Consider the following 26,837-nt stretch of genomic DNA (forward strand, 5'->3'; position numbering starts at 1 on the left):
ACAATTAAATATTAAATAGAATGGAATGATCACAATGTTTTTATATAATAATCAAAAAAAGAATCAGCCCATTGGTTTAAATGTCAGGATAACTTCTTATTTTAGGATATTCTTAAGTATTATTTTGGTTTGCAAAAATAATCTCAACCTTAATGAAGAAAATAAAAGTTAGTAATCGCCAACAAATTATCGCATTTAAATCAATTTTTAAGTTAACAGTTATTGCAATGTTGAGTGCCATCACGTTAGCTTTAAATACTATTTTTCGTTTTATTCCTGGTTTTGAATTTATTACTTTTATGGTAGTTGCTAGTAGTGTAATTTTTACCTATGATTTAGCCTGCGGAGTCATTAACACTTGTTGTAGTTTACAGTTAATTTTAACTGGGGCTAGTATTAGCAGCATTTGATATTTTTTACTAATGAATGGTTATGGATTAATTATCTTTGGCTGTCGACGCGGAATCATTAAACACTGATGATTAACTATTATTATCATGCCCTTGTTTGCGTTAGGAGTTACTGGGTTAAACTATTTAGAATGGTATGTTTTATATGGTAATAATGTTGCTTATGCAATGTTTATTAAAGCAACTTTAAGTAATGATGTTCGTTTTTCATTAAACATCTTATTTCCAATTATAATTTACCCACTATTTTGAAAGCTAATGATTTTGTACCGGAATAAATGGGACTGAATTTTTAATCATCACTTTTTACAAACAAATAAAATTAATTTATGAAAAAAAGCGCAGCCTAGAAAATTACCAATCCCATGTTGTCCTTCATCAAGAGAGGTGGAAAGCAATGATGAATAAATTAACTGGATGAAAAATATCCCTGGGTTTAGAAAGTTGCATTATTGGGAGTGTTTATTCATTTTTACCGTTTTTAACCTTTGCCAAATTTGGATTAAACAACATCTGAGTGTTTCTCTTGGTTCCTTTAACAATGTTATTTTTTACCCCGTTATGAATGCGAATTAAGAAAAAGTATTCTAACCATTTTGTCTTAAAAATTAATAGTACATTCTTAATGTTCTTTTTAACAACCATTATGATTTTTAATTTTTTTGATAATAACGACTTGGTTTATGGATATGCCATTAACTTATGGTTAATTGGGATGTTCTTAGCCGGAATGGTCCCTTTTACAATGGAGATTATCCGGAGCTATGGAGTTAGCAACAAAATTAAAGTTAACCCCCCCTTATTATTTAGCATAATTGGGATAATTCCAATTATCATCCCCTTCTTATGTTTTTATTTTCTGGAACACAATATTTTAAATATTGTGTTAATTTGCTATTTTGGTTGTTTAGGTTTCGGATTATGAATAACAATCCACAGCAATCAAAATATTATGACCCAGGAAATTACTTTTGCTACTAATAATGGAAACTTTAAAATGATTTGAAAAAATAAAGCATTTTTAGCCTACTTATTCCCATCTAGTTTTACTTATGGATTTAATGAATTTATTGGTTATCTCCTTCCCGTGTTGGTTTTTCAACAAACAATTTACTGAGTAATATGAATTGGCGTCTTTTACTTCCTGCGCAAGCTTAGTTATCTTTGTGGCAGTTTGTTTGCCATTAATAAACAAAAGATTTATTATGCCAATATTATTAGTAGTGGGTTGGTTGTCATTAGCATGGGATTATTGTTGGGAATGCTAATTATGCAATATTATAGTAATAATTCGCTAGCAACAGCCTTATATTTAATTATTGGGATTGGTGTTAGCCAATTCTTAATTGGGATTAGTTTAGCAATGATTTCGAAGAGTCAAAAAACTAATGTTACTAGCCTTGTGGGTCACGATAACATGTCCTTAGCCATGATTATTGACCATGTTTTTGGGCGGGGAATATGAAGTTTAATTTTTAGTATTATCTTTCTTCCAATTATTATTGTTAATAATGCTAGCTTAATGATCTTTATTATCTTATTGAGTTGTTTTACCATTATCAGTATTATTAATTTAATCCTCGTTAGCAACAATAAAATTGTTATTAATCCCTAATTTAAAAAGTAGGAGCACATAAATGCTGCTACTTTTTTTATTAATTAAGGGTGTTTATAACTCAAGGTTCAAGTAACTCCAAAGTTATCTTCAACTATTCCTAACTTTGCTCCTCAATATTGGTTGGAAATTGGCATAGTAATTTCACCATCAGCTGCTAAATTATAAAATAAACGTTCAAATTCTCATTCACTATCTAATGATAAACAAACAGAAACTGTTGAACGATTGCACCGTACTTCTGAACATTTTTCATTTGCACTGGGAGTAATTTTATCAGAAATAAAAATTAAAGTTCCTTTAAAATTTAATTTAGCATGAATAATTTTATTACGAAGAATTAAAGAGTATGGATTATTAATTGGTAATTTTTCACCAGTTAAAACTTCAATGATTTCCGCACCTAATGCTTTTTCATAAAATTTTATTGCTTTTTTAGCATTTTGAATATTTAATTCAACAATAACATATTGTTTTGAATTATCTTCTAATTGCATTATTCTAAACCTTCCTTTATAAAATCTAATTATTTTTAAGCACAAATTAAGTTGATAAAAACACTTAAAAACTCATAAGTTCGTTGTAAATATTTTTGTGTAAGTTAAATTTTGCTATTAAATTTTCAAATTTTGAAAATAAAAACACCTATTATATCTTAACAATGGCTGCAAAATATAAGAGGTGTTATCTACACTCAACGGGTTTATATTTACATTTTTATTTTATATAAAAAAACTTGGAGGTCAATAATGCTTTCTAAACATTCTCAATGTTTGAAATCCTTATTAATTAGTTTAGTCGTTTTTAATGTTTAATCCAAAAAAGAGCAGATAGTAATATAGTTCTTGCTCACCAGTCTCAATTATTAACTGGTCATTATTAAATAAGGTAATTATTAAGGCAATGGTAAATTTATACGGAATAAAATAATACTGTTTAATTTTAGCAAGTTCAATAACATTTGGTTTTTTTCCCAGCATAAACAAATGCGTTTTGGTTAACACACAACTCCCCTTCCACAATGGTGCCTCCCCTTCCATTGCTAATAACCCCTGATGATCTGTTAAATCTAACACGGGAATCTTTGCCACATAACTTGGGGGGGTTGTTTCGCCAAGGTAAAAGGATAAATATTAATTTTTGTCTTAACAAAAGGAATTTCGTGAGGATTATTGGCAATTGTTAGGCGCAAAGGCTTTAAAAATTTTTTTTGTAACCGAAAATGGTGATAATTCTTAACTAACCGGGTAATTTGTTTATTAAAATCTTGCCGGTGATGATGTTTTTTTCGCCAATAAATTCCCGCAAATAGTGCCAGAAAACTAATTACCACCACCACTGATATTACATAAGTTCATCATGAGTTATTCATCTTAATTGCTCCGCTCCTCTTAAATAAAATAAGATAATGTGACATTATCTTATTTTGATGTAGATGTCCGAAAAACTATAATTCCGGATCAGGTTCACTAGGGGTTATTTCTGATTGCTCAACAACTTGATCTTTTTTCCGTCTTTTGACGAGTAACAAATCATTGGTTTCTAGTTGGCCAGTTAATTTGGCCGCAATGGTTGTGGCTTGGACTCCCCCAGAAACATTGACCGCTGTCCGCCCCATGTCAAACAACCCATCTAAGGCTCCAATAATACTATAAACTGGTTCGTATAAAGCACCGTATCCGATTCCCCCGAGCACTCCGGCAGTAACAACAGCCGCCGTTCCCGGGACACCGGCAATTCCTAAGGACGCAATAATTGTAACAATTAACGCCATAAAGAAATTAGTAGCATCAAAGGGAACAACCCCCGAGGACATAATAAAGGAAATGATAATTCCCGATTGAACTCCCGCACAGGCGGTTAATCCCATTGAGGTTGATAAGGGAGCAGCAATCCCCACTAAATCTTCTTTAACTTTAATTTGGTCACGTAATGTTTCCATTGTTAAAGGTAATGTTGCATTTGAAGATTGGGTTGTAAACCCTTGGATAACCGGACGAATGGCAAATCGTCATCATTTGGCCGGATTGATCCCAAAGCAGAATAATGATAACGAATGTCAACATAACGCTACCACTAAACATAAGTAGGCAACCCCAATCACAATTCCAATTTTTGCTAAATATCCAATTGGTCTTGTAATAATCGCGTTAGTAATCATCGCCATAACCGCATATGGCATAATTTTAACAACAACCATTAGCATTGACATACAAATAGTTCATCATCTTTCAAACCCGGCACGAACTTTGTCCATGTCTTCAGCGTGGCGTTTTGATAATTTTTTAACAGCATAACCAATTAAAGTGGCAATTACCATCACGGGAATGATTGCTGTTTTGGTAAAGGTATCAACAAAGTTAGATGGAACATAGTCCCAAATAATTTGGGGAATTGGTTTGACTGCTTCCCCACTCCGTGTTCCCGAACCTTCGACTGTAAAGCCGTTTCCAATTTTAATTGCCATTCCAATAAAGAAAGTGATTAAAAAGGCGACAGCGACATTTACTAATAAAATAACAACAGTAATGAAGGCCGCTTGCCCTGATTTTTTGTTGGCACTTTGTTTGGAAACAGTTCGCACAATTGCTAAAAAGACAACGGGGACTGTTAGCATTAAAATAGCATTCATAAAGATTTTTTTAATCATATCAACTCAAATTGATAGTTCTTGGACCCATAACACATAAATTGGGTTCGGGTTTTTATCCTTATCAACAGGATTAATCATTGAGTTTGAAGAATTAGTATTATCATATCGGAAACTATTAATCGCTTGGATTACAATTCCAAAGACTAATCCGACTCCCAGCCCAATTAAGATTCGATAAACAAATCTAATTTTAGTTTTCCGAATTAAATACCATAACCCAGCTACTAATCCAACAAAAATTAGAATGGCTACTAATGATTGTCAAGTTGAGATTGAAACAAACTCGTGCAGCGGGTTAATTTTGTCTTCGGCTAAAAAGTTAACCTGCATGGTGATCTTCCTCTCTTAACGTTTAACTCTGGCACTGGCAATGTGAATAATATCAACTGCCCGTGCAAAGGGAGGAGCATAAGCTAAATCTAATTGTTGCAGATCATAAACAGTTCCTTCTTTTCAAATAATGGCGGCTAACGCGTCAATTCTTAAAACTGCTTTATTTGATCCGCACATTTGTGCTCCTAACAATTTTTTGCTAGTTTTTTCATAGATTAACTTAATAAATAGTGGTTGTTGGTTATGAACATAATTAGTATGGTCAAAATCACTAACTGTGACACTGGCATAATCTAACCCCAAACTGGCGGCTAAGTGTTCACTAACCCCCGTGGCGGCTGCTTCTTTATCAATTACTTGAATAATACTTGTGCCTAACGCACCGGGAAAACGATCGGGAATACCGCTCACAACATTAGCTGCTACTTTGGCTAGTTTATTCGCATTCGTAGCTAATGGAATATATTCATTACGACGAGCTACTAAATGATAGACAGTAGCACAATCACCCCCACTGTAAACATCAGGCACACTAGTTTGACAATGTTCATCAATCACAATTGCCTTGGTAACTGGTTGTAAGGTAATTTCATTTTCATCTAAAAAGTCGGTATTTGGTTGGAAACCAATAGTAATGATTAGTAAATCACAAGGAATCACTGTCCCATTGTCTAATGTAACACTTGCGACCTGGTTATTTTCATCTCCCACCACAGTGGTTACTTTACTTTGTTTGTATAAAGCAATTTTTTTATCCGCTAATTCTTGTTCTAATAAAGCTGATACTTCCTTATCAAAAGCATAATGGATTAATAAATCACTGCTTTCCACAATTGTGGTGTTTTTTTGCAAATGATAAAAAGTTTCAGTTAGTTCCATCCCAATAAAACCAGCACCAACAATTACAACATTTTTTGCTGTTTGAGCGGCTTTTTTAATGGCAATCGCATCTTCTTGGGTTGAACAATTATAAACATTAGTAATTTTTGGATCAATATTCTTAATGGTACGGGGACGAGCACCAGTGGCAATAAATAATTTATCATACTGATCACTAAATTCTTTATTTGTTAATAAATCACGAATGGTTACCATTTTTTTGTTAAAATCTACTTTTGTTGCCATCATGTTTAATTTAACATTAATATTCTGTTCTTGAAATTTTTCAACAGTTCGGGCAATCATTTGGTTAGGGTCTTGGAATTGATCACTAATAAAATAAGGAATTCCACAGGCTCCAAATGATGGATAACTACTTTTTTGATAAACAACAATCTCAGCTTGGGGGTCATTTCGACGTAATTTAGCGGCAAACCCCATTCCCGCAGCACTACCACCTAATACAATAACTTTCATTACTTCATCTCTCCTTCTGATGATGAAAATACTCGGATTAATCTTTCCACACAACTTTTAATATGAATAAAATGTGTCGCATAATTAATTCGGACAAATTGACAATATTCCTGTCCATAATCAATCCCTTCGTTAGCCAATATCCGCGCTTGGTTTAAATACTTGGTAACATCTTTATCATCTTGACAATAAAAAGATAAATCTAACCAAACTAAATATGTCCCTTCACTATTTATTACTTTAATCTTGGTATGTTTTTCTAACTCATTTTTAATATATTGATAGTTCGTTCATAATGCGCTTAGGTATTCTTGATACCATTCATAAGCTTCCGGATCATTATAGCCGCTGCACACAGCTATTGATGTCAAGACATTATGACTAGCATAGTGAATCTGTGCTTGTAACATCTCAGCAAATTTAATTCTGATTTCTGGGTCTTTAATAATAGCATAGCCGTATTGTAAGCCCCCTAAATTATATGTTTTGCCTTGTGAACTTAAAGTAATAATTGGAACATTGGAATTACTATCTTTTTCCATGCTAAACATTGGATGATGGTGATATGGTTGATAGACAATATCTTGTCATATTTCATCACTTATAATGATTTTATTATATTTTTTTACTAATTGGTAGATGTTTTGTAATTCTGTTTCCGTTCAAACTCGGCCCACTGGATTATGAGGACTACATAAAATCAAAATTTTATTGACAGGATCTTTTAACTTTTCCTCTAAGTCTTTAAAATCTATTTCATAATGTTGCGCTTTGCTATTATAAATTAATTTATTCATAATTACTTTTCGCTTTTTATGTTCAATTACTTCTAAGAATGGTTCATACACCGGGGTTTGGATAATAACCCCATCCCCAGGAGCGGAAAAGGTTTCAATCCCTACTTGCATTAAATGCATTACCCCGTTCCCGTGGATAATCTCCTCTAATTTTAATTCCAAGTTATACCTTTTTAAATATCAATTTTTAATTGCTTGGTATAATTGTTCATCAAAATAAGAATAAACTAAATTCCCAGCATCAACTTTATTAATTAATGCTTCGCGGATCGCAGGAGTTAACTTAAAATCCCCATCCGCAACGGTCATAAATAACCAATCTTCACCATGATAATCATGATATCGGCGACATTCATGGAGCTCTTTGCGCAATTCACGGTTGCACTCTAACAGCTTCATAAAATTGTCCTCTCTATAAAATAATAAAATTTTTGTTTTATTTTACAAAAACTAAAAATATTTATTACTTTACTTTTATATTAGCACAAATATTCCAAAAATTATCAAATTATTAATAAAAATTATATTTATAAAAAATTTCTTTAAAATAGAAAAAATCCTTATTTAAAACAAGGATTTTATTAAGTAAAATTAAGGTTACCATCAAATGAAATAGACTTATTTTGACAATCCAACTGGTTTTTAATTTGCATATCGGTTATTAAGGGTGTTGTAGGATTAAATATTAATATAGCTAACAACGCTTAATAATAAAGGGCAAAATAATGATATTTCCTATTTAAATAAAGTATTTAATAAATTTCGAATTAATTATTTTATTTGAATGTTTATAGTAAACATGATAAATACTATAAATAATAAGTCCACTATCAACAAATAAAATAATTAGAGTCCCCGTAATCGTAGTTACTAAAGCATATGTTTTAATAATCACTGCCAAGTCAAATTGACTAGGAAAATTAGTTATTAACCAAGTACTAAATTTGACCATCGCCACCATCCCAATTGCTAAGGGAAAGGTATAACAAGCAAATAACGGCATAAATTTGGTACGGAAAGTTTTGAACATTGATATATAAACACAACAAGTAAAAAAGATCCCAAGCGGCGCTAAAAAGTAAATTACTAAGTTATGTTGATCAGCAATTTCTTGGGTGCTGAAAGTAGAAAAATAACCAGCTAGTAAGAGATTGGGGGGCGCTGCCATAATGCCATATGCCGCAATTTTCTGATGTTCTAAATGACTAGTAAAACTATATTTATATATCATTAGCGGTAACATTATAATGTAAAATGCTAAACCTAAATATCAACAAAATTGTGATAATTGGTGCATCCCGTCTGCAAAATTAACACTAATATTTGCCCCAACATTTTTTGACATTACACAGGCAACTACAATTCCAATTGGTGGTACAAACCACGAAGCAAGATAATTTTCTCACTTAAAATGGTAAATTTGAAAAACCACAAAAAAGCCAATATAAATTAAATGACAAATCACTCCTATTAACCAAATAATTAACTGGACCATTTGTAAACCGTGATCGCCAAGAAAACCACTAATTACAAAACAAGTCATAAAAATTGTCGGAATAAAATTATTTAATGTTGGGTCCTGTAATTCTTTACCTAAAATTTTTGGCGTAAAGATATAGCGTAATAAAATTAATCCAACAATTAAAATCGCAAAACTAATGGTAAGATATTTTAACCAGTCACAACTAAAAGAAAAACCAATGGTGGTTTGCTTAAACATTCCTCACGCATTACCCATTGTTGCTGTTCCCAACGCCGCTCCTGATAACGCCAGTGGTCGCTGAAAAGCATTTCAATAAAAATTTTTTAAAGTTTTCATTAATTCTCCTTGAAAAGATATTTTTTTCTTAGCTTATTATCATATGATTATCATATAATAAATTTTTCAGTTTTCTAAATTTTTTTAAAAAAACTAAAAAGGAAGAAATCGATTCCTTCCTTAATTAGTCTAAAATTTTAATTTAAATTGTAGGAAAAATGATTATTAATTTGTAATCCCCGTACTTGTCATAATGCTTTTGGATTCATGTTGACTCATTCACTAGCCCCCACTTTAACAATCGTTGCGGCAAAAGCTGATTGTTCAATGTAGATTGGACCATTGACTCCCACCGGGATTCCTAACGCAAACCAAATTAAGAAAATTGCGGTTGAACTAAGGAAGAAAAAGAATGAATAAGGAACCATTAATGACATCAAGGAACCAATTTTGAAATCAGCATGGTGTTCTTTTTTAATTCAGTTTTGACCATACACTAAAACTAATGGGAAATAGGTCATAATTGGGGAAATAATATTAGTAGCACTATCTCCAACTCGATATGCCATTACTGTGGCAGCGGGATGAATTCCTGCCTGTTCTAACGCAATCGCAAAGATAGGACCTAATACAAATCACTTGGCACTTAATGAACCCATAAATAGATTAATAAAGGCAATTAAGACCACAAAGATAAAAATTGTTAAGGTTGGATTAATTCCTTGAATCCCTTGTCCTAAGTAGTAAGCCCCTGCCATATCTAGCTTTGTTTTACTTAGGGTCGCAATAAACTGTGACATTACCAAAAAGATTACTAAGGTACTAGCTGATCGTTTTAAACCAAAAGTTAAGGTTTCCGTAAAATCATCTTTAGTTTTAAAAGTTTTTGCCGCATAACCATATGCTAACCCAATTCCTAAAAATAGAAACGCAATCACTAATACTAAATGGGGTAAAATGCTATACTGATTAGCTAACCCTGGTGTTTTTGCATTTAACGCAGCACTAAATTCAGGATTGAACGGCGCATTAAACGGAGCGTACGGAATAAACATCATTATTAAAATAATTGTTAAATAAATTAAAGTAAATCCAAGTACAAACCACATTCCGCGACGTTCATCTTTTGTTAATTTGAACCGTTCTTGTTGAACCCCATTAATTTCAAATTCATCAATTGTTGTCATGTGGGCATAACGATTAATAATTCTTTTTTCAACAATTTTATCGGTTACAAATCATCCCACTAAAGTATAAATCGGTATTAATAACATTGTAAAATATCAATTTGATAAAGCATTCATCACTTCTTTGTTAAAAAATGAATTTGTGGAAGAAGTTAATAAGAATTCACTTGAAGCTGGAATTAGGTTACCAGCAAACCCCGCGGATACTCCTGCAAACATTGCCACAATTCCGACAAGCGGATGACGGTTAGCTTTATAATATAATACCCCCGCCAAGGGAATTAAAATTAAATAACCAGCATCACTAGCAACCGAAGAAATACAACCAATTAAAATACAAACTGGCGTTAATAAAAATTTTGGCACTCGGGAAGCCATTTTTCGCAACGACACATCAATAAACCCGGATTTTTCCGCCACGGTAATACATAAGGTCGTAATTAAAACCACTCCAATAGTAACTAATCCGGTAAAATTAGTAATGAAATTAGTAAGTCATCAGATAATCCCTTCCCCACTAAATAAATTAAAAAACTTTAACTGATAAACTTTTTCAACTTGTTGATTTTCACGGACATAAATATTGTAAATTGTAATTCCTTCCGGAAACACAAAATGCAAGATCATCGCGAGAACCATAATAATTAAAGTTAAATAGATAAATAAATAAAATGGTTTTGGTAGTTTATTTCCTAACCATTCAATCCCGTTTAAAGTCTTATTTCCGATTTTCCCAAAACTAGCACTAAATTTTACTCGAAACTTAAGACTCCTCGCTTGTTCTGTTCTTTCTCTCATAGTTATTCCTCCTTATTTTAATAAAAAATATGTTAGTAAAAGTTTTAATTATTTTTATTTATAAATAAAAATTATACTATATTTTTTAAATAATACAAGAATTTTTTTATATGAGCGGTGAGCAGAGTCAAAATAAAGACTAACTATTTTTTATCTTTGCTCATCAGTTTTTTCTTCCACTGCCATTTGTTTTAATAAATTTAATCGTTCTTGAATATTCAAATTTTTATCAATGTTTAATTTTTTTCTTAATGTAATTGAATTACCTGCCAGAGATGGTTCTTTCAATGAAACATAAGTTTTGGAAAAATTGGAGTCATTTTTAATCATTTCATCTAAATCAACAAGTAATTCTTGCAGGTGCTGATAGTGTAAATTAAAATGGTAATTTCCAGCATAAAATATTTTAACATTAATTTCTGTAGGATCTTCGGTAGTTAGTTCTTTTAATTCACTAGTTATACTATTTTGTTCTATATTCTGATTAACAAGACTATGAGAATCATCTTTTGGTGGTAAATAAGCACAATTTATATAGTTAATTATTTTTGAATAATTTTCTTTAATCAAATTTATAAGTGTCGCAAACGAGAATTTAATTTCCTCTTTTTTTGTTAAAATCATTCAAGTATATTCAAAACCAACTTCATCATTTTTTTAAGAAATTTTAAAATATTATTATCATTGACCTTGTCTAAAAAAATACTATATAAATTATTTATTTCTTCTACTTGTGCTTCCTTCATTTTATTTATATTTTCAAGGTATACCTTTTGAAGATCATTAATTGCAATATGAGGATATTTTTGACAAAAAACAATTCATTCTTCTAACAGTGTTTTAATTAATTTATCATTTTCATAATTTAAGAAATATTTAGAAAAAAATCCTTGTTTATCATCATATCAATTTTTATATCTCTTTCTATTAAAATATGATTTTATCGTTTGATCAAAGTTACTTTTTTCATTCAAAATATTAAAAAGAGGATTATTATTGGATGAATTATTAATTCTATTGATAGCAGTTTCTTCTTTATTAACTTTCATATTTTCAATTATTTTATTTTTTATTTTAGAATAATATTCATCAATTAGTTTTAACCGATCTTCAATAGCTATTTTAAAATTTTTATCAAGTATAAACTCTAAATTATCAATATCATTTAGTTCTTTTCCTATATTAGAGTTTAAATTAACAATATCAAATGTTAAACTTTCTATCTGTTTCGTGTTAGCCTCATATGATAATTGTTTCAATTGGCTATTATTTTCAGCATTATTTCTTAAATCATTAATTTCATCAATTAATTTATTAATTACATCAATAGTTTTATTATGTTGATCTAAAAAAAATATTTTTTTACTTTTAATTATAAAAGATAAAAGAGGTCTTTTTTCTTTTAATAATTTAAACTCATCTACAACCAAAACTAATTTTTTAATTAAATTAGCAATATTAGTTAATACTTTTTTATCTAGCTGAGGTTTGTCATTAACTTGCAAATTAGAAATTTCATTTTTTTCTGTTAATTCATTGATCTTTAAAACTAACTGATCGTTATTTTCATCTGGTATTTTTATTAAAATTTTAGATAAAAAAGCTTGAATATCCCCATTAATTGAGCTCAATATTTTTTTGTATCTTATTTTTAGGTCTCCTATTTTATCGTTATTTTTTGGCATAGTTTTATTTCCTTTCAAATTTAAAATAAAAATAATTTATTTAAGTTTTTCATGTTTTTAAAGTAATTAATGGTAAACTAACCATTAAATTATTTAATATTATTACTACTCATTAATTAGAGAATTTTGTAGTATTTTCCCCTTTATAATGTATATAAAATTAAAAAACACCGACAAAACTAATAGTTTTAAATCCGGTGTTATCTACACTCAATTTTTAATTTTATATCTTTATTTTCGCAAAAATAATTAAAAAAACAATTAATAATTTTAAACAAAATAAAGATTAAAAATTATAGTTTTAATTTAAATTAATTACTTAAATTATTAAAAAGGATAAGTATTTTTTTGTTTTATCTACTTTTTTTAATTTAAGTTTTATATTAATTTTTTTTTAAAACTAAATTAATAGATATTACCTTGCAATTTCTTGATCATGTGATTTATTAATATCATTCTGTTTACTTTCTTGGCATAACCGTCTAATTTCTGAATATAATTCAATTTTTTTATATATAAAATTTTTTTTAATTTTAATTTCATTAATTTTAGTTATATAATTTTGAAGTTCACAAGGGTCAGCGTTTTGATTAGTGACTCATTTTTCATTTCATTTAGATAGTTTTTGTTTACATCGTGTTTCCACATCTATTAATTTAATAATTTTTTTATTTGCTTGGGCTTTCTCTTGCTTTAAAAAGTCTTCGTAGATAAATTTGGAAATGAAATCTGTATATAAATTAATAACTTTAATTGCTTGGATTTTTTTAAGTAAAGGTTCACATTCATCAAAATATAATTTATAAAAAGATGTCTTTGTAAATTCAGAAGTATGTGTAGTTTTATTACGCAAATCAATTTTTAATTGCTCTAATATTTCATTAAATTTTTTTATAATATTTTTATTTCTATTTTTCTTAAATTGGCAGATTATTAATTTTTCATAATCTTGTTTTAACTTAATTACTTCTTTTAATTTAATTACTAGTTCTTTAATTTTCTTATCATTTTTATAAAAAGATGATGTATTAAGTAAAAAGATTTCAAGGTCTAAGTCAAATAATTCTATTGCATTAAGAATATTTTTTTGAAATAATTCAATATTCATTAATTCCATTTTATATACTTTGACCTCCTTTAATAGTGAACTTAAAATAATGTTTAATTCTTCTGTAGTCATTTAAGATCTTCCTTTCAAAATATTTTGTAAAATTAAAAACACCTTCATAAAATTATTAATTTTACTTTCGGTGTTATTTACACTCAATTTTCAAATTTATATCTTTATTTTCTTAAAGTTATTATAAAAAGCAATTAATAAATTTAAACAAAATAAACATTAAAAAACAGATAATTACTTATCTGTTTAAAATGTTTTAACTACTTTTTTAATTTGCTCATCATATTGATCAATTAATTCTTGGGGAGTTAAGGAACTAGTTGGAGCAACTTTTGTGCCAGCCACTAAAATTGGTTCATTTACTTTGGCCCCCACAAATTCTCAAGTTCCTTTTAAATATTCGGTATGGTTACCTCAAGGGTATCATCCAAATGGTGCTCCTTGGGTTGTTAAAATTTGAACTGATAAATGGGGTAATAGTCCAATTGCATCCCCTTTTTTTGAATATTTATATGAAAAAGTTTTATTCGCCACTAAGACATGGTCTAAGTAGTTTTTTACTAATCCTGAGACATTAAAGTTATTCATTGGACAAGCCATGATAACTTTATTAACTTCTTTTAGTTGGTCAATATACACATCAGAATCTTCTTCATTAAAATAAGTTGCAAAATTATCAACTGTTAATGTTTTTAAAGCCATTGGTGTTTTATTTAAATCTAAATGAATAATTTCATCATTTGGATTTAATTCTTGATAATGTTTAACAAAACGATGTGCCAATTCTTTTGAATATGATTTTTCATCTGGACTAACCGTTCCGTAAATTACTAATACTTTTGTTGACATTGTAGTTCCTCCTTATTTATTGGTCTTTATTTTACCATAATTATAACCGAATCACCATTAATTAGGAGGGCAAAAACTTAAAAGTTTAATAATTAAATTATATATTTTGATAAATAAATTTTATCTTAAATCAAATCTCGTAACTCATGATAAGCTTTATGGTCTTGTTAAATTTTCTTCAAGCTCATTAGTACTTTCCTCACGAGCTTCTTCAGCAATTTCAATTTCTTCTTGAATTGTTGCTAACTTTTGCTCGGTTGCTTTTTTATGAGAATCAACTTCATCTTGGTCAGGGCGGTTATCAGTTGATGTTAAAGAATAAGTCCTTAACCGTGAAGGAATTTTTAAGATTTTTAATGGATGGGGTCCAACTGGTTTTGTTAAAACTTCCCGGAAAAAGTTAAGCTCTTGAATTCTTGCCAAAATTGATTCAATTTCTGCTTTTGAGGTTTTATCTTGCTCAGAATTCTTAAGGGACTTCAAGATATTAAACAGATATTTCTTTTTAATTGCAATTTCCTGAATATTATAATTAGCAAGACTTTCTGATAGTAAATCTATTTTAGTGAAGAAACCATCATTTCGAAAAGTTTTAAAAAATTTTAAAGCTGGATGATCACAATAGAATTTTTTATAAATGTTATGCTGACATTTTTTAATAATGGCATCAAAGGTTTCTAACAAACTTTCAAAATCATTTTTACTAATATTAGGATTCTTATAACAATAAGTAATTTTTTCAATGGCTGGTTCTATAACAACTTTTAAAACAAGAGTTGGAATTTCCATATAAATTTCACGAAAAACAGCATCTTGAGCTTTATCATCACTATTTTCTAATAATTTTAAGAGATCAATAATTAGAAATGTTTTTACTAATTCAATTGTTAAAGTATTGTCAAAACTATCTCCTGGGGGCGAACTCATTCTTGTTTTTTTAAATTCTCATAACCAATCACGGATAACATTTTGGGGAATTAAGATTTTTTGTTTTATATTAGTTGCACTATTTGTGGTTTGGGTATAATTGGTTGTGGTCATTTGTTTATTTTCAGTTTGTCATTTTTTTTCACGAGCACCAGCATAAGATGCTTCCACCGCTGACTTTGAACTGCCCGGGATAGGAAGTGGAATCGAAAAATTGGCCCCACCCTTAACAGTTGAAGTTTTTGTTGTTGCTGTAAGACGGGTATCAATTTTGGAATCAATTACCCCCAGATTTTCCCCCTGGGTAATGGCTAAATCTTGTTGCATAAAATATCATACAGGTTCATCTTCTTTTGCTAAATTTTCAATATAAGCAAGATCAAGTTTATCCTGCTCGGTTAATTGTTTTTCATCTAATAAACCATTTAATTTTCTGTATAATAACTGAACAGCATTTTTATCCTGATCATTTGCATAATGAAAATTATTAATACTAATTTGTTCTCTAAAAAATTCTCATTCTTCTTGTAAAAAGTCATCAAATAAACCATCTTTATTTAAAAATAGTGGTGCAATTTCAGGATGATAGTAATTTTTTATTTTATTAAATAAATTATCAATTTCATATTCATCAATATTTAAAAATGGGGCAGAATCTCAGAAGTCACCTACTTGGTCAAGAATATCTTTAATCTCATTACCATTAATATGGCGATATTGCTTTAATAAATTTCGGCGTTGCTGCAGGGAAATATTTTCATCTTGTACTCAATCATTAATAATCTCTCGGCATAATCTATCAACATATTCTTGTCGCTTTTCAGGTGATATTTCGGCTAATTGTGCCTCAATTTTTTGGGGTAAATTTAAAAAAATATATTTAGTAATATTCTTTAAAAAATCTGCATCATTTTGTATTGATGCTAATTGTTGATATAAACCTCTTTGGTTAATGTCTCCATCCTCAACAGCTTCAAAATCAATTGTTGTTTCCACATATTCTTTCCCTAATCCAATCAATGCTTGAATTAAAAAAGAGAAAAAATCTTCTTCTAGTTTTTCAATTTTTTTCAGGTTAACTGATATTTTCATCTTATGAACCTTCCTTTTTTGAAAAACTATAATTTTTTATTAAATTTATAAATTAAATAAAAAATGTCTAAAATAATAAAATATTTTAGACATTATGTATGTTCTTCTATTTAATTTACTTATTAATTGTATCATATAATTAAAAATATTTTTTCATAAAAAAAGTAATAATTTTGCGATTATTTCATTCATAATAATGGCGTTTAATGGCATGATAATTGTTATTTTGAAAAAAACTAACACTTGTTAAATAAGCATTGACACTAATTTCTAAAAATCCCGCTGCGATCGCAGCTTGTTCAAGTAATGTCAATAATTTCTTGGCAAAATGCCAATTTAAATACTGGTGATGAACATATAAGTGCGTAATTTGGTTAGTGGTTTTATCATAAGCACCAAATGCTAATAATTTATTTTCAATAATAATTAAATAACATTGTTGTTGTTCTAACACCTCATCAAAATTTTGGTGTAAAAAATAATCCTTAATTAGGTCTAGTTCTTTAATTTTATAGTCTTGGTGGTCAATATGTGTTCAAGAATCGGTAATAAGATTAATAATTTCCTGACGGTCGGCAATAGTCGCTAATCTAATCATATCGTTACCCTCTCTAACATCTGTTCTTTTTAATTATATAAAAAAAGACCATAAAGGAAAGGTCTATTTTTTTTCTTTATGTAATGTATGAGCATTACAACGCGAACAATATTTTTTAAGTTCTAGTTTTTCTTGGTGTTTTTTCTTATCACGTTTCGCAATGTAGTTTTCTTCTTTACATTGATCGCAACGTAAAATTATTCCTTCACGCATTTTTAATTTAACCTCATTTCTGAATATAATAATTTACTTGTCATTTTACAACATATATATAATAACAAAAATATTTAAAAAATAACATAGTAATTTTAAGTTTTTTCGTAAATACTGGGCCAATTAATTATCTCATTTAAATAGTCACAGGGTTAAATAGTAAAAGATAAACCCTATAATTGTTAAACTAATAATAATGATAAAAAAGATCCCAATTCCTAATGAACTTGTAAAGATTTGTTGGTAATTATGCCCAAATAAGAGTGGGATTCATGAGGCAATCGCAAAAGAACCTCCAATAAAAATAACACTTAGAATTCCCGTTACTAAGGATTGAATGGTGCGGGAATTAATTAAAACTACGGTGAATAGTAAGATTCCCATTACACAAAACACTGTAAAAATCGAAATAATAAAGAACAATAATAAAGTAAGATCATAAATTAAGCTAAAATCAAAACCAAGGGCCCCTACCGTGATTAAACTAGTTATTAAAACAAGAATGTCCGAAACTGCCACTAGAGTTACACAATATAAACTTGCCATCAGAATAAAACCAAGGGGTTTAATTCCTAACAACCCAATTCGTTTGTAGACAATCGAAACTTTTAAATCAATTAAAAATCCGAGCATCATATACATTGAGCAACTCGCCGCCGTTGCAATAAAGGAAATTCCAATTCCTAAACTAATTGATCCCGCTGAAATCCGGGGGTTATTTAAAATGGCATCCAGGGTAATTCCAATCGGAATTAAAATTACCGCAATTACAAAAACTATTTTTTGACGTTTTAGATAATTTAGAAAGAAAAAATAAAGGGCAAAAATATTAACATTTTCTGTTACAAGGGCCTTATTTATCTTTTTCTTTATCAATGTACTTTGCTCAACTTTTTGCTCATTTTTCATTGTGAAGTCCTTCCTGGTGGTTCGCATAATTCTGATTATAAGCGCCAATTTGGTATTCTTTAAATTTTGCTTTTACATATTTTTCCACACTACCATATTCCGCGACGACCGTGGCAACATCAATGGTATTAATTATTTTTCCATTAACCATAAAAATTAATGTTTTACAAAATTGTTCAATCTCTTCCATGTTATGGGAAATTAACAACAACCCCTTCTGCGGGACGCTCAGGAAATCATTAATTAAATTATAAATTGTTTCTTTAATTTCTAAATCTAAGCCAGTTGCTAACTCATCTAAAATAATTAAATCTGGATTAACAATCAGCGCTAACAAAATATTAATTTTTTGTTGTTGTCCCCCAGATAACTTCGTAATATCTTTATTAATAATTTTTTCAATTTGCAACGCTACTAACATTTGGTAAATTTCTTTTGGTTTAATTGGGATTTTATAAGCTTTTAAATAAAGATTCATGAGATCAAACCCCGTGATTCCCTTTGGATAACGAGATTCTTGTAGTTGCATTCCAATGCGGACTCCAAAGGGTTTATTCACCACACCACTTGTTGGTTTCCGTAATTGCGCTAAAATTTCACAGAGTGTTGTTTTCCCGGTACCATTGGGACCAACAATACCAATGCGATCACCACGTTTAACGGTTAAATTAAGATGGTGGAGTACTTCTTGATGACGATATGATTTCGTTAAGTCAACTGCTTGCACTAAAATATCATCTGTTAATTGCTGGTTATCAATATCTGCCATATTGGTCCTCCTTATTATAATTTAATTACATTTTATCATTATATTAAATAAAAAAGCACGGAAATTATGTTTTCCCTGCTTTTATTAATCTTCATTATTTTTTAAAATATCATTAATATTAATTTGTAATTCCTTTGTTTCTTCCACCGCTAAATCATGTTTAAACTTATTTTTATCAACTTTATCATGGGTTTGAGGTTGGCCTTCGCCAGCAGTTATTTTGGATGTTGATCCCCCCGAACTAACTTTTTGTTGTTTTTGTTCAATCAATAATTCAACTGTTGTTTTTGCTTGGCGAATATCTACTTTGGTGGGAGAACCAGCATCTTTGTTAGGTTGTTGGGGTTTTATATTTTTTCCTTCCACTGGGGTCTTTTTTTCCACCACACTTTTTTTATTAATTACTTCTAAAGCGGTGGCTGGGGTTATAACTGGCATTCCTTCTTTTGATGTTTTATCATTATTAGTTGAAACTGATTTTGAAACATCATTATTGATTTTGCTATCCGCCTGTGGTTGAGTAGTTATTGAATTTGACTGGGTGGTGATAGTTTTGTTATTTGCTATTTTTTCTGCTGGTTGTTTAACGACAGCAGAGGATGGTTGTGAAACTACTGGTGGCTTTGCTTTTACAGATGGTTTTCGTTTTTGTTGTTTTTTCTTACTCTTTGTTGATTTAGTCCCTGCTTTTGTTGGGGAAACTACTTTTGGTTTTGTTGGTTCTTTAATAGTCACTGCATCCTTGGTCGATGAATTAGAATTATCATTAGTTGATGGTGTTTCACTAGTTGGAACATCTTTTAAATTATAATATTTTGGAATTGCAATATCATCAATATTTTCAATTCCTAAAGTTTCCAACGGAGCTTCTAACTCTTGTAATGTAATCTTGTCAACATTAAACATTTCAATTTCATCATTGGGATGTAAAATATTTAATGTTTCTTTTTTATTAATAATAAATCCTCATTTAATTAACTGCTCTATTTTTTTATTTGGTTTAAATAATCGTGTTCCCTTAATCGGGCGGGTTGAAACTGGAAGTTCTTTTAAGGCAATTTTTTTAACCATATTGTGGTCAGTAATAAAGACAAGATTTTCTTTTTGACCATAACCAGCGCCAACTACTTCATCATCTTTTAGGTTAATTGATTTTACCCCACTGGTACGTAACCCCAGACTTGGAATTTCTTGTTGCTTATATTTAACTGCAAAACCATTTTTGGTAAAAATACTAACATATGGTTCATCTTTAACTAGTTGACTGGCAACGACTTCATCATCAGCTTTCAGGTTTATTGCTTTCATCGCTTTACTAATTCTAGTTGCTTCAAAATCTAACACGGGAACTTTTTTAATCATCCCATTTTTAGTGGCAATCATAATTGCAGCATTAGGTTTATTAAAACTATCTAATAAATAACTGGCAATAATTTTTTCTTCTCCTGGTAATTCCGAAATGGTATTGACATGTTCGCCAATATCTTTAATTTTTGACATTTTTATTTTATAAACTGGGATAATGACATAATTTCCCTTCGAGGTGATTAATAATATTTTATCTAATGTGTTTGCCGAAAAATTAGCAACCCATAAATCTAGTGGTTTGCGGTTAAATTCATCTGCCGTGATTTTTGCTAATTGGCTATTATCTAATGCTTTTAAATAACCATCACGGGAAACTCAGATATTAACATCTTTTTCAATAATAGTTTCTGTTTTTTCAATTTCAATTAATTCAATATCATTTTCAATCACACTTTTGCGAGGGGAAGGAAATTTATTTTTGATTAATTCTAATTGTTCAACAATAACAGCTAATAATTTCGTTTCCTCGGCTAAAATTGCTTGTAAATTCTTAATCAAATTAGCTAACTCTTGTTGTTCTTTTTGTAATTGTAAAATATCAGTTGAAGTTAACCGGTACAATCTTAATTGAACAATTGCTTCAGCTTGGACTTGGGTAAATTTAAATTTCGCACATAAATTATTAATGGCATCTGTGCGGTCTTTTGAATGACGAATAATAGCAATGATTTCATCTAAAATACTAACCGCCTTAATAAGTCCTTCAACTATTTCTGCTCGTTTTTGGGCTTTGGCTAGTTCAAATTTACTACGGTTGGTAATAACTTCTTTTTGGTGGGTAATATAATAATCAATTAATTCTTTTAACCCTAATAATTTTGGTTGTTTATTAGCAATGGCAACCACATTAAAATTATAAGATACTTGTAAATTAGTATTTTTTAGTAAATACTTGCGAACAGTATCATAATTGGCTTGTTTAGCTAACTCTACAACAATTCGTAAACCGGTACGGTCCGTTTCATCGCGTACTTCTTTAATATTTAACCCTGGTTCATTATATTTAATATCATCAATTTTTTTAACTAAATCCTGTTTAACAACTTCATAAGGTATTTCAGTAATAACAATATTATTATCTTCATTTTCAATTTTACTACGAATAATAATTTTGCCCCGACCGGTACGGTATGCATCAAGAATACCCGTTTTTCCCTGAATGATTCCCCCCGTTGGAAAATCAGGACCCTTAATATATTTTGGTAATACATTCAACTTACTATCGGGATTTTTAATCCGGTGGATAGTTGCATTAATAACCTCTTGTAAATTATGGGGTGGAATATTTGTCGCATATCCAGCCGCAATTCCGGTAGCCCCGTTAATTAATAAGTTGGGAAACATTGCTGGTAAAATAGTTGGCTCTGTTTCGGAGTCATCAAAGTTAGGCGCAAATAAGACTGTTTCTTTATCAAGATCTTGTAATAAAAACCCGGCAATTTCACTTAACCGTGTTTCAGTATAACGCATCGCCGCGGCGGGATCACCGTCAATTGATCCATTATTTCCGTGCATATCAATTAACGGATAACGTACTTTTCAGCTTTGGCTTAACCGCACCATCGCATCGTAAACAGAAGTATCACCATGGGGATGATACTTCCCAATTACTTCCCCCACAATCCGCGCTGATTTTTTATAACTTGAATTAAAAGTTAGGCGCAGTTCATTCATCGCAAAAAGGATTCTTCGTTGCACCGGTTTTAAACCATCCCGAACATCGGGTAATGCCCGTTCTTGAATAATATATTTGGCATAACGGGCAAAACGATCTTCCATAATATCATTTAAAGTATAAACTAATTCATTATCTGGTTGTTTTTGATTACTCATCTTGCTGTTCCTTTCTGATTTATAAATGGGGATTAATAATTTTTTCAATTGTTATTTTTGAAAAAATTTCAAATCCAAAGGCGGTTAATTTTCATTGATCCTCTTGACGATAATAATTTAAAATTGGATTTTTAACATCTAAAATTAATGTACGAACAAATTGTAAAATTTTGTCATTAGTATAATAAAATTCATAGACTAATTTTAAATTATCTTGTAAAGCGTGAATATCATTTTTATTAATTACAATTTGGTGACCAGGAATATTATCTTCAGCATTTTTGAAACAATATGTCAAAATTAAATCATCAGTAGTTTCTGTTAATTCCACATAGTAATGTTTAAACCACGCAATATTATGTAGTTTTGCACTAAGATTTTGTGCTTTGCCACCGTAATCTTTAATTTTCGTAGCTAACTGATGGGGATCATCATTTAATAAATTATCGGGCAACACTACTTCTCCGGCTGCTTTTAAATTAAATAATAACCCCGCTAAATCCCAGTTAAAATATTTTAGTTGCAGAGCATGCACATCTTGACTAAAAAACTTTTTACCTGCTTTTGTTAATAAATAAAGATTGGTGCTAGTTTCTAAGCGATACAAGTCCGGATGCTCATTAATACTTGTTTGAATAAAATTATTTTTTGCCAAGGTTTTTTCTAATAATAGTTGACTAATATAAAGCATCGTGTTTAAAGCTTGGGGGTTATCTTTAGCAACTGTGGTTTGGGCAATAATTTTATCTTGTTCACTACTACTTAAATCAAATTTGCGGTAAACAAAAATTTTTAACTCCGTAGTTGTTTCTTCATAACGCAAAAAATTTCACACAAAATTTTCATACTGACTAGTAATTGCATTAACTTTGTTAACATTATCAAGATTAATTTTAATATCAAAAACTATATTTTCCATCATTATTGTCCCACCACCGGTTGAAAATCATCTTCCAAAGTAAACTTAACATTTTCATCAATTCAATCTTTCCGTTTTTTAGCATCATCCCCCATTAAGGTTACAATTCGTTTTTCGGCAATTGCCGCATCATCAATTGTTACGGCAATTAACTGACGAGTTTCGGGATCCATTGTTGTTTCTCATAACTGTTCAGCGTTCATTTCTCCTAACCCTTTATACCGTTGGAGTTCAAACTTATCTTTAAGATGTTTTAGTTTGGTTTTTAACTCGTTTTCATCTCAGGCATAACTAACTTTTTTAGTTTTTAAATTAGTAATTTTAAATAAAGGGGGCAAGGCAATATAAACTCGCTTGTCTTCAATTAGCGGACGCATAAAACGGTAGAAAAATGTTAATAATAAAGTTTGGATATGGGCCCCATCAGTATCAGCGTCAGTCATAATAATAATTTTGCCATAATTAGCATCTGCTAAATCAAAACTATTCCCAAAGCCAGCGCCAATGGCATGGATCATTAAATTAATTTCTTCATTATTCATCAAATCTTGTAATTTTGCTTTTTCCGCATTAATAACTTTTCCCCGTAAGGAAAGAATGGCTTGAAATTTCCGGTCACGTCCTGATTTCGCACTACCCCCAGCTGAATCACCTTCCACTAAAAATAATTCATTGACCTTTTTATTTTTATTTTGGGCCGGAGTTAATTTTCCCGTTAATAACCGTTCACTATTAGATTTTCGTTTATTACCCCGTGCTGCTTCGCGTGCTTTTCGCGCTTCTTCTTTGGCGGTACGAGCCAATAACGCTTTTTCAATAATTGCATAAGCATTTGTTTTATTTTCTAACATTCAAAATTGCATTTGTTTAGCAACAATATTTTCAACTGCTGTTTTAGCATCACTAGTCCCTAATTTCCCTTTTGTCTGACCTTCATATTGAATTAAACTTTCCGGGATTTTTACAGAAATAATTGCTGTTAACCCTTCGCGAGTATCGGTGGAATCTAAGTTCTTATCTTTTTCTTTTAATAATCCTTCTTTGCGCGCATACTCATTAATAACTTTTGTTAATCCAGCCCGAAAACCAACCACATGACTTCCCCCGTCACTAGTTTTAACATTATTAGCAAAACTTAATAAGTTTTCATTAAATTCAGTTGAATATTGCAAAGCAATTTCAACATCAATGTCTTTTTCAATTCCTTTAAAGGTAATAATGGGTGTAATTGGTTTTTTCCCCTCATTCATATAAGTAATGAACTCTTCTAACCCATTATTAAATAAATACTCAACATGCTTATCAGTTCGTTCATCCTGGAGCGTTATTTTTAATCCACTATTTAAAAATGCTGATTCGCGAATTCGTTCTGAGATTGTTGAAAATGAAAAATCAATCACTTTAAAAATTTCGGGATCAGGGACAAAATAAACGGTTGTTCCCGTTGTTGTAGTTGAACCAATGGTAGTTAATTTTTGGGCTAATTTTCCCCCGTTATTAAATTTAATGTTACTAATTTTTTTGTCCCGATAAATTGTGACATCAAATTCACTGGATAAGGCATTAACAACCGAAGAACCAACCCCATGGAGACCTCCTGATGTTTTATAACCATCACCACCGAATTTTCCCCCGGCATGTAAAACCGAAAAAATAACCTCCGGAGTTGATTTCCCACTCGCATGCTTACCAATGGGAACTCCCCGACCATTATCTTTCACCGTAATACCATTATTTTTATGTATTATAATATTAATTTCACTAGCAAATCCAGCTAATGCTTCATCAATTGAGTTATCAACAATTTCTCAAACTAAATGATGTAATCCCCGAATATCAGTTGAACCAATATACATTCCTGGTCGTTTGCGAACAGCATCTAATCCTTCTAGAACTTGAATTGAAGATTCATCATAATGTAACGTTTTGTTATTATTGTCCATTGTTTATCCCACCTTTATTAAGTATTTGATAATCCTTAATATCATACAATAATATCCACTGTTTTACAAATAAAGATTAAAATAATTTATTTTTATAAAGAAAAAACACCTGTAATAAAGTTAGTCATAAATTCATTAACTAGTAAACTTTATCTTAGATGTTTTTTTAAAATAATTTACTTATTTTTTTGTAACATTTACTTTAAATTTAGGTGTTTCCCCTGTTGCTTTAGCACTTTTCTCACTTTAGTTTAATTAATCAATTAGGAAAATATACAAAATAAACAACTATTTTTGGTTTGATAAATTGCAATTGAATAATTACCTATTTCATATGCCTTTTCCATATTTGTATTCTATATAAAAAAAATTATTTCTCTTGATTAAAAAAATTATTATTCATTATTCGCAATTATTGATAAAATTGCGACAATATTAATTTTTTGCAAAAAAAATATTGCTAGTTAAGATTTATCCAGGATATTAATTAAAAATACTTTCATTTAGGTTATAATAATTTAAGAGGTGTTTAAATTAATGAATCTATATGGTTATATTGGCACAATCATTGCATGTATTTTAGCTTATCTAATTGGTTCTTTTAGTTGATCAATTTTTATTGGTAAGTTCTTTTTTAAAGTTGATGTTCGCGAATATCATTCGAAAAATGCCGGGGCCACTAATACTAGTCGGGTGTTAGGTAAAAAATTAGGATTTGCAATCATGTTTTTAGACATGTTAAAAATAACAATTGTCATGTTTATTACGCTTGGTATTAGTTGTATTGCCGTTGGCGATGTTAATTTTGGTTCAACTAGTTATTATGTTCCAACTTTTTTTGTTTTATTAGGTCATTGTTATCCAATTTATTATAAATTTAAAGGTGGAAAAACAGTTTCTTCGTTTTTAGGATTATTATGAATGACAAACCCCTATTACTTCTTAATTGCCGCAGTAGTCTGATGAGTAGTTTTCTTCATTTGAAGACGAGTATCATTATCATCAATCCTAAGTGCAATTATGGTCGGGGCATTATGCTGAATCCCCCAACTAAGTGGGATCAATGTAATTAACTTTGATGGGCAGTTATTAAAGGATAGTACCTTAGTTTGGTTTAACCAATTTCACAATCTTAATTATGATAATTATTATGATAGTCTGGCGTTAATTAATATTATGGTTTCACTAGGAGTTATTTTACTAGTCTTTCGCCACCATGAAAATATTAAACGATTATGAACAGGGCAAGAAAAAAAATATGATATCCATAAAAAAGCTGATATTAATAAACTAAAAAAACTAGAAATAACTGCTAAAAGTGACAAAATTAATCGCAAAATTGAAAATAGTAAGTTAAAACAAGCGGAATTAACAGAAGAAATTAATGATTTAAAAGCAGCAAAAAACAAACCGAAAAAAAATTAAAAAAATGTTAACTTTATTAACATTTTTTTAATTCTATTGCATTATTTTGCCCTTTTCATTGAGTTCATAACTTTTTTAATATCAGCTTCTGAAGGTTTTCTTCCCATTTGCATATACATGGCACGAATTTGTTTTTCTGTAATTGGGGGATTATCACGTAATTGTTTTTGAACAATTTTTTTTGTAATAATAAATCCTAATACCCCACCAATGATTAAACAACCAATCCCAATTATTAAGCCTGCTCATCATGGTATCATCTGATTAATTTACCTCCTC

General features: G+C 29.9%; 24 protein-coding genes. 3 read left to right on the forward strand and 21 right to left on the reverse strand.

What is annotated here, in order from left to right:
- The first annotated feature begins 152 nt into the window (after positions 1 to 152).
- Both QPK10_RS03210 and QPK10_RS03215 read left to right on the forward strand, forming a co-directional pair.
- Entirely contained in the window at positions 153 to 818 is a 666-nt protein-coding gene (locus tag QPK10_RS03210) for a hypothetical protein (RefSeq protein WP_368486587.1), read from the forward strand.
- On the forward strand, positions 808 to 2,025 hold the full coding sequence (locus QPK10_RS03215; RefSeq protein ID WP_368486588.1) for a hypothetical protein: 1,218 nt from the start codon (positions 808 to 810) through the stop codon (positions 2,023 to 2,025). The genes QPK10_RS03210 and QPK10_RS03215 overlap by 11 nt, the downstream gene beginning before the upstream one ends.
- A 44-nt stretch (positions 2,026 to 2,069) precedes the next feature.
- On the opposite strand, the gene QPK10_RS03220 is transcribed toward QPK10_RS03215, so the two are convergent.
- The 20 genes from QPK10_RS03220 to parE all read right to left on the reverse strand — a co-directional run bounded on the left by QPK10_RS03220 (position 2,070) and on the right by parE (position 25,133).
- Positions 2,070 to 2,522 (reverse strand): glyoxalase/bleomycin resistance/extradiol dioxygenase family protein, encoded by a 453-nt coding sequence (locus QPK10_RS03220; protein ID WP_053040822.1) that lies wholly within the window; start codon positions 2,520 to 2,522, stop codon positions 2,070 to 2,072.
- Positions 2,523 to 2,819: 297 nt separating this feature from the next.
- Positions 2,820 to 3,101, reverse strand: coding sequence for a hypothetical protein (locus QPK10_RS03225; RefSeq protein ID WP_368486589.1), 282 nt, complete (start codon positions 3,099 to 3,101; stop codon positions 2,820 to 2,822).
- On the reverse strand, positions 3,095 to 3,397 hold the full coding sequence (locus QPK10_RS03230; RefSeq protein ID WP_368486590.1) for a hypothetical protein: 303 nt from the start codon (positions 3,395 to 3,397) through the stop codon (positions 3,095 to 3,097). Before QPK10_RS03230 ends, QPK10_RS03225 begins: the two co-directional genes overlap by 7 nt.
- A 75-nt stretch (positions 3,398 to 3,472) precedes the next feature.
- Positions 3,473 to 5,008, reverse strand: coding sequence for a dicarboxylate/amino acid:cation symporter (locus QPK10_RS03235; protein WP_368486591.1), 1,536 nt, complete (start codon positions 5,006 to 5,008; stop codon positions 3,473 to 3,475).
- A 15-nt stretch (positions 5,009 to 5,023) separates the two neighbouring features.
- Entirely contained in the window at positions 5,024 to 6,367 is a 1,344-nt protein-coding gene (locus QPK10_RS03240; RefSeq protein ID WP_368486592.1) for a CoA-disulfide reductase, read from the reverse strand.
- Positions 6,367 to 7,563 carry a MalY/PatB family protein gene (locus tag QPK10_RS03245; RefSeq protein WP_368486593.1) on the reverse strand — a complete coding sequence of 399 codons (1,197 nt, stop codon included), beginning with the start codon at positions 7,561 to 7,563 and terminating at the stop codon, positions 6,367 to 6,369. Before QPK10_RS03245 ends, QPK10_RS03240 begins: the two co-directional genes overlap by 1 nt.
- 340 nt (positions 7,564 to 7,903) lie before the next feature.
- A complete protein-coding gene (locus QPK10_RS03250; protein ID WP_368486594.1) occupies positions 7,904 to 8,983 on the reverse strand; it encodes a TDT family transporter in 1,080 nt (359 codons plus the stop codon).
- Between the two features lie 137 nt (positions 8,984 to 9,120).
- On the reverse strand, positions 9,121 to 10,908 hold the full coding sequence (locus QPK10_RS03255) for an AbgT family transporter (RefSeq protein WP_368486595.1): 1,788 nt from the start codon (positions 10,906 to 10,908) through the stop codon (positions 9,121 to 9,123).
- A gap of 150 nt (positions 10,909 to 11,058) precedes the next feature.
- Positions 11,059 to 11,532 carry a hypothetical protein gene (locus QPK10_RS03260; protein ID WP_368486596.1) on the reverse strand — a complete coding sequence of 158 codons (474 nt, stop codon included), beginning with the start codon at positions 11,530 to 11,532 and terminating at the stop codon, positions 11,059 to 11,061.
- Positions 11,523 to 12,593 (reverse strand): hypothetical protein, encoded by a 1,071-nt coding sequence (locus tag QPK10_RS03265; RefSeq protein ID WP_368486597.1) that lies wholly within the window; start codon positions 12,591 to 12,593, stop codon positions 11,523 to 11,525. Before QPK10_RS03265 ends, QPK10_RS03260 begins: the two co-directional genes overlap by 10 nt.
- 415 nt (positions 12,594 to 13,008) lie before the next feature.
- Positions 13,009 to 13,773 (reverse strand): hypothetical protein, encoded by a 765-nt coding sequence (locus tag QPK10_RS03270; RefSeq protein ID WP_368486598.1) that lies wholly within the window; start codon positions 13,771 to 13,773, stop codon positions 13,009 to 13,011.
- Between the two features lie 186 nt (positions 13,774 to 13,959).
- Positions 13,960 to 14,562 carry an FMN-dependent NADH-azoreductase gene (locus tag QPK10_RS03275; protein WP_368486599.1) on the reverse strand — a complete coding sequence of 201 codons (603 nt, stop codon included), beginning with the start codon at positions 14,560 to 14,562 and terminating at the stop codon, positions 13,960 to 13,962.
- A 156-nt stretch (positions 14,563 to 14,718) separates the two neighbouring features.
- On the reverse strand, positions 14,719 to 16,581 hold the full coding sequence (locus QPK10_RS03280) for a hypothetical protein (protein WP_368486600.1): 1,863 nt from the start codon (positions 16,579 to 16,581) through the stop codon (positions 14,719 to 14,721).
- A 139-nt stretch (positions 16,582 to 16,720) separates the two neighbouring features.
- Complete coding sequence (locus QPK10_RS03285) at positions 16,721 to 17,179, reverse strand: GNAT family N-acetyltransferase (RefSeq protein WP_368486601.1); 459 nt, start codon at positions 17,177 to 17,179, stop codon at positions 16,721 to 16,723.
- 63 nt (positions 17,180 to 17,242) lie between these two features.
- Positions 17,243 to 17,392 carry a 50S ribosomal protein L33 gene (gene rpmG / locus QPK10_RS03290; protein ID WP_047791403.1) on the reverse strand — a complete coding sequence of 50 codons (150 nt, stop codon included), beginning with the start codon at positions 17,390 to 17,392 and terminating at the stop codon, positions 17,243 to 17,245.
- Positions 17,393 to 17,515: 123 nt separating this feature from the next.
- Entirely contained in the window at positions 17,516 to 18,301 is a 786-nt protein-coding gene (locus QPK10_RS03295) for a hypothetical protein (protein ID WP_368486602.1), read from the reverse strand.
- On the reverse strand, positions 18,246 to 19,070 hold the full coding sequence (locus QPK10_RS03300) for an ATP-binding cassette domain-containing protein (RefSeq protein WP_368486603.1): 825 nt from the start codon (positions 19,068 to 19,070) through the stop codon (positions 18,246 to 18,248). Before QPK10_RS03300 ends, QPK10_RS03295 begins: the two co-directional genes overlap by 56 nt.
- A gap of 84 nt (positions 19,071 to 19,154) precedes the next feature.
- A complete protein-coding gene (gene parC, locus QPK10_RS03305; RefSeq protein WP_368486604.1) occupies positions 19,155 to 22,271 on the reverse strand; it encodes a DNA topoisomerase IV subunit A in 3,117 nt (1,038 codons plus the stop codon).
- Between the two features lie 19 nt (positions 22,272 to 22,290).
- Positions 22,291 to 23,193, reverse strand: a complete 903-nt coding sequence (locus QPK10_RS03310) for a hypothetical protein (protein WP_368486605.1) — start codon at positions 23,191 to 23,193, stop codon at positions 22,291 to 22,293.
- Positions 23,193 to 25,133: a DNA topoisomerase IV subunit B gene (parE, locus tag QPK10_RS03315; protein WP_368486606.1), complete on the reverse strand. Its 1,941-nt coding sequence runs from the start codon at positions 25,131 to 25,133 to the stop codon at positions 23,193 to 23,195. The genes QPK10_RS03310 and parE overlap by 1 nt, the downstream gene beginning before the upstream one ends.
- 537 nt (positions 25,134 to 25,670) lie before the next feature.
- Here parE and plsY point away from each other — a divergent pair.
- Positions 25,671 to 26,558: a glycerol-3-phosphate 1-O-acyltransferase PlsY gene (plsY, locus tag QPK10_RS03320; RefSeq protein ID WP_368486607.1), complete on the forward strand. Its 888-nt coding sequence runs from the start codon at positions 25,671 to 25,673 to the stop codon at positions 26,556 to 26,558.
- A gap of 41 nt (positions 26,559 to 26,599) precedes the next feature.
- On the opposite strand, the gene QPK10_RS03325 is transcribed toward plsY, so the two are convergent.
- Positions 26,600 to 26,818 carry a YneF family protein gene (locus tag QPK10_RS03325; RefSeq protein WP_179945757.1) on the reverse strand — a complete coding sequence of 73 codons (219 nt, stop codon included), beginning with the start codon at positions 26,816 to 26,818 and terminating at the stop codon, positions 26,600 to 26,602.
- Between the last annotated feature and the right edge of the window lie 19 nt (positions 26,819 to 26,837).

The organism is Spiroplasma sp. DGKH1 (assembly GCF_040940205.1).
Classification (GTDB): Bacteria; Bacillota_I; Bacilli_A; order Mycoplasmatales; family Mycoplasmataceae; genus Spiroplasma.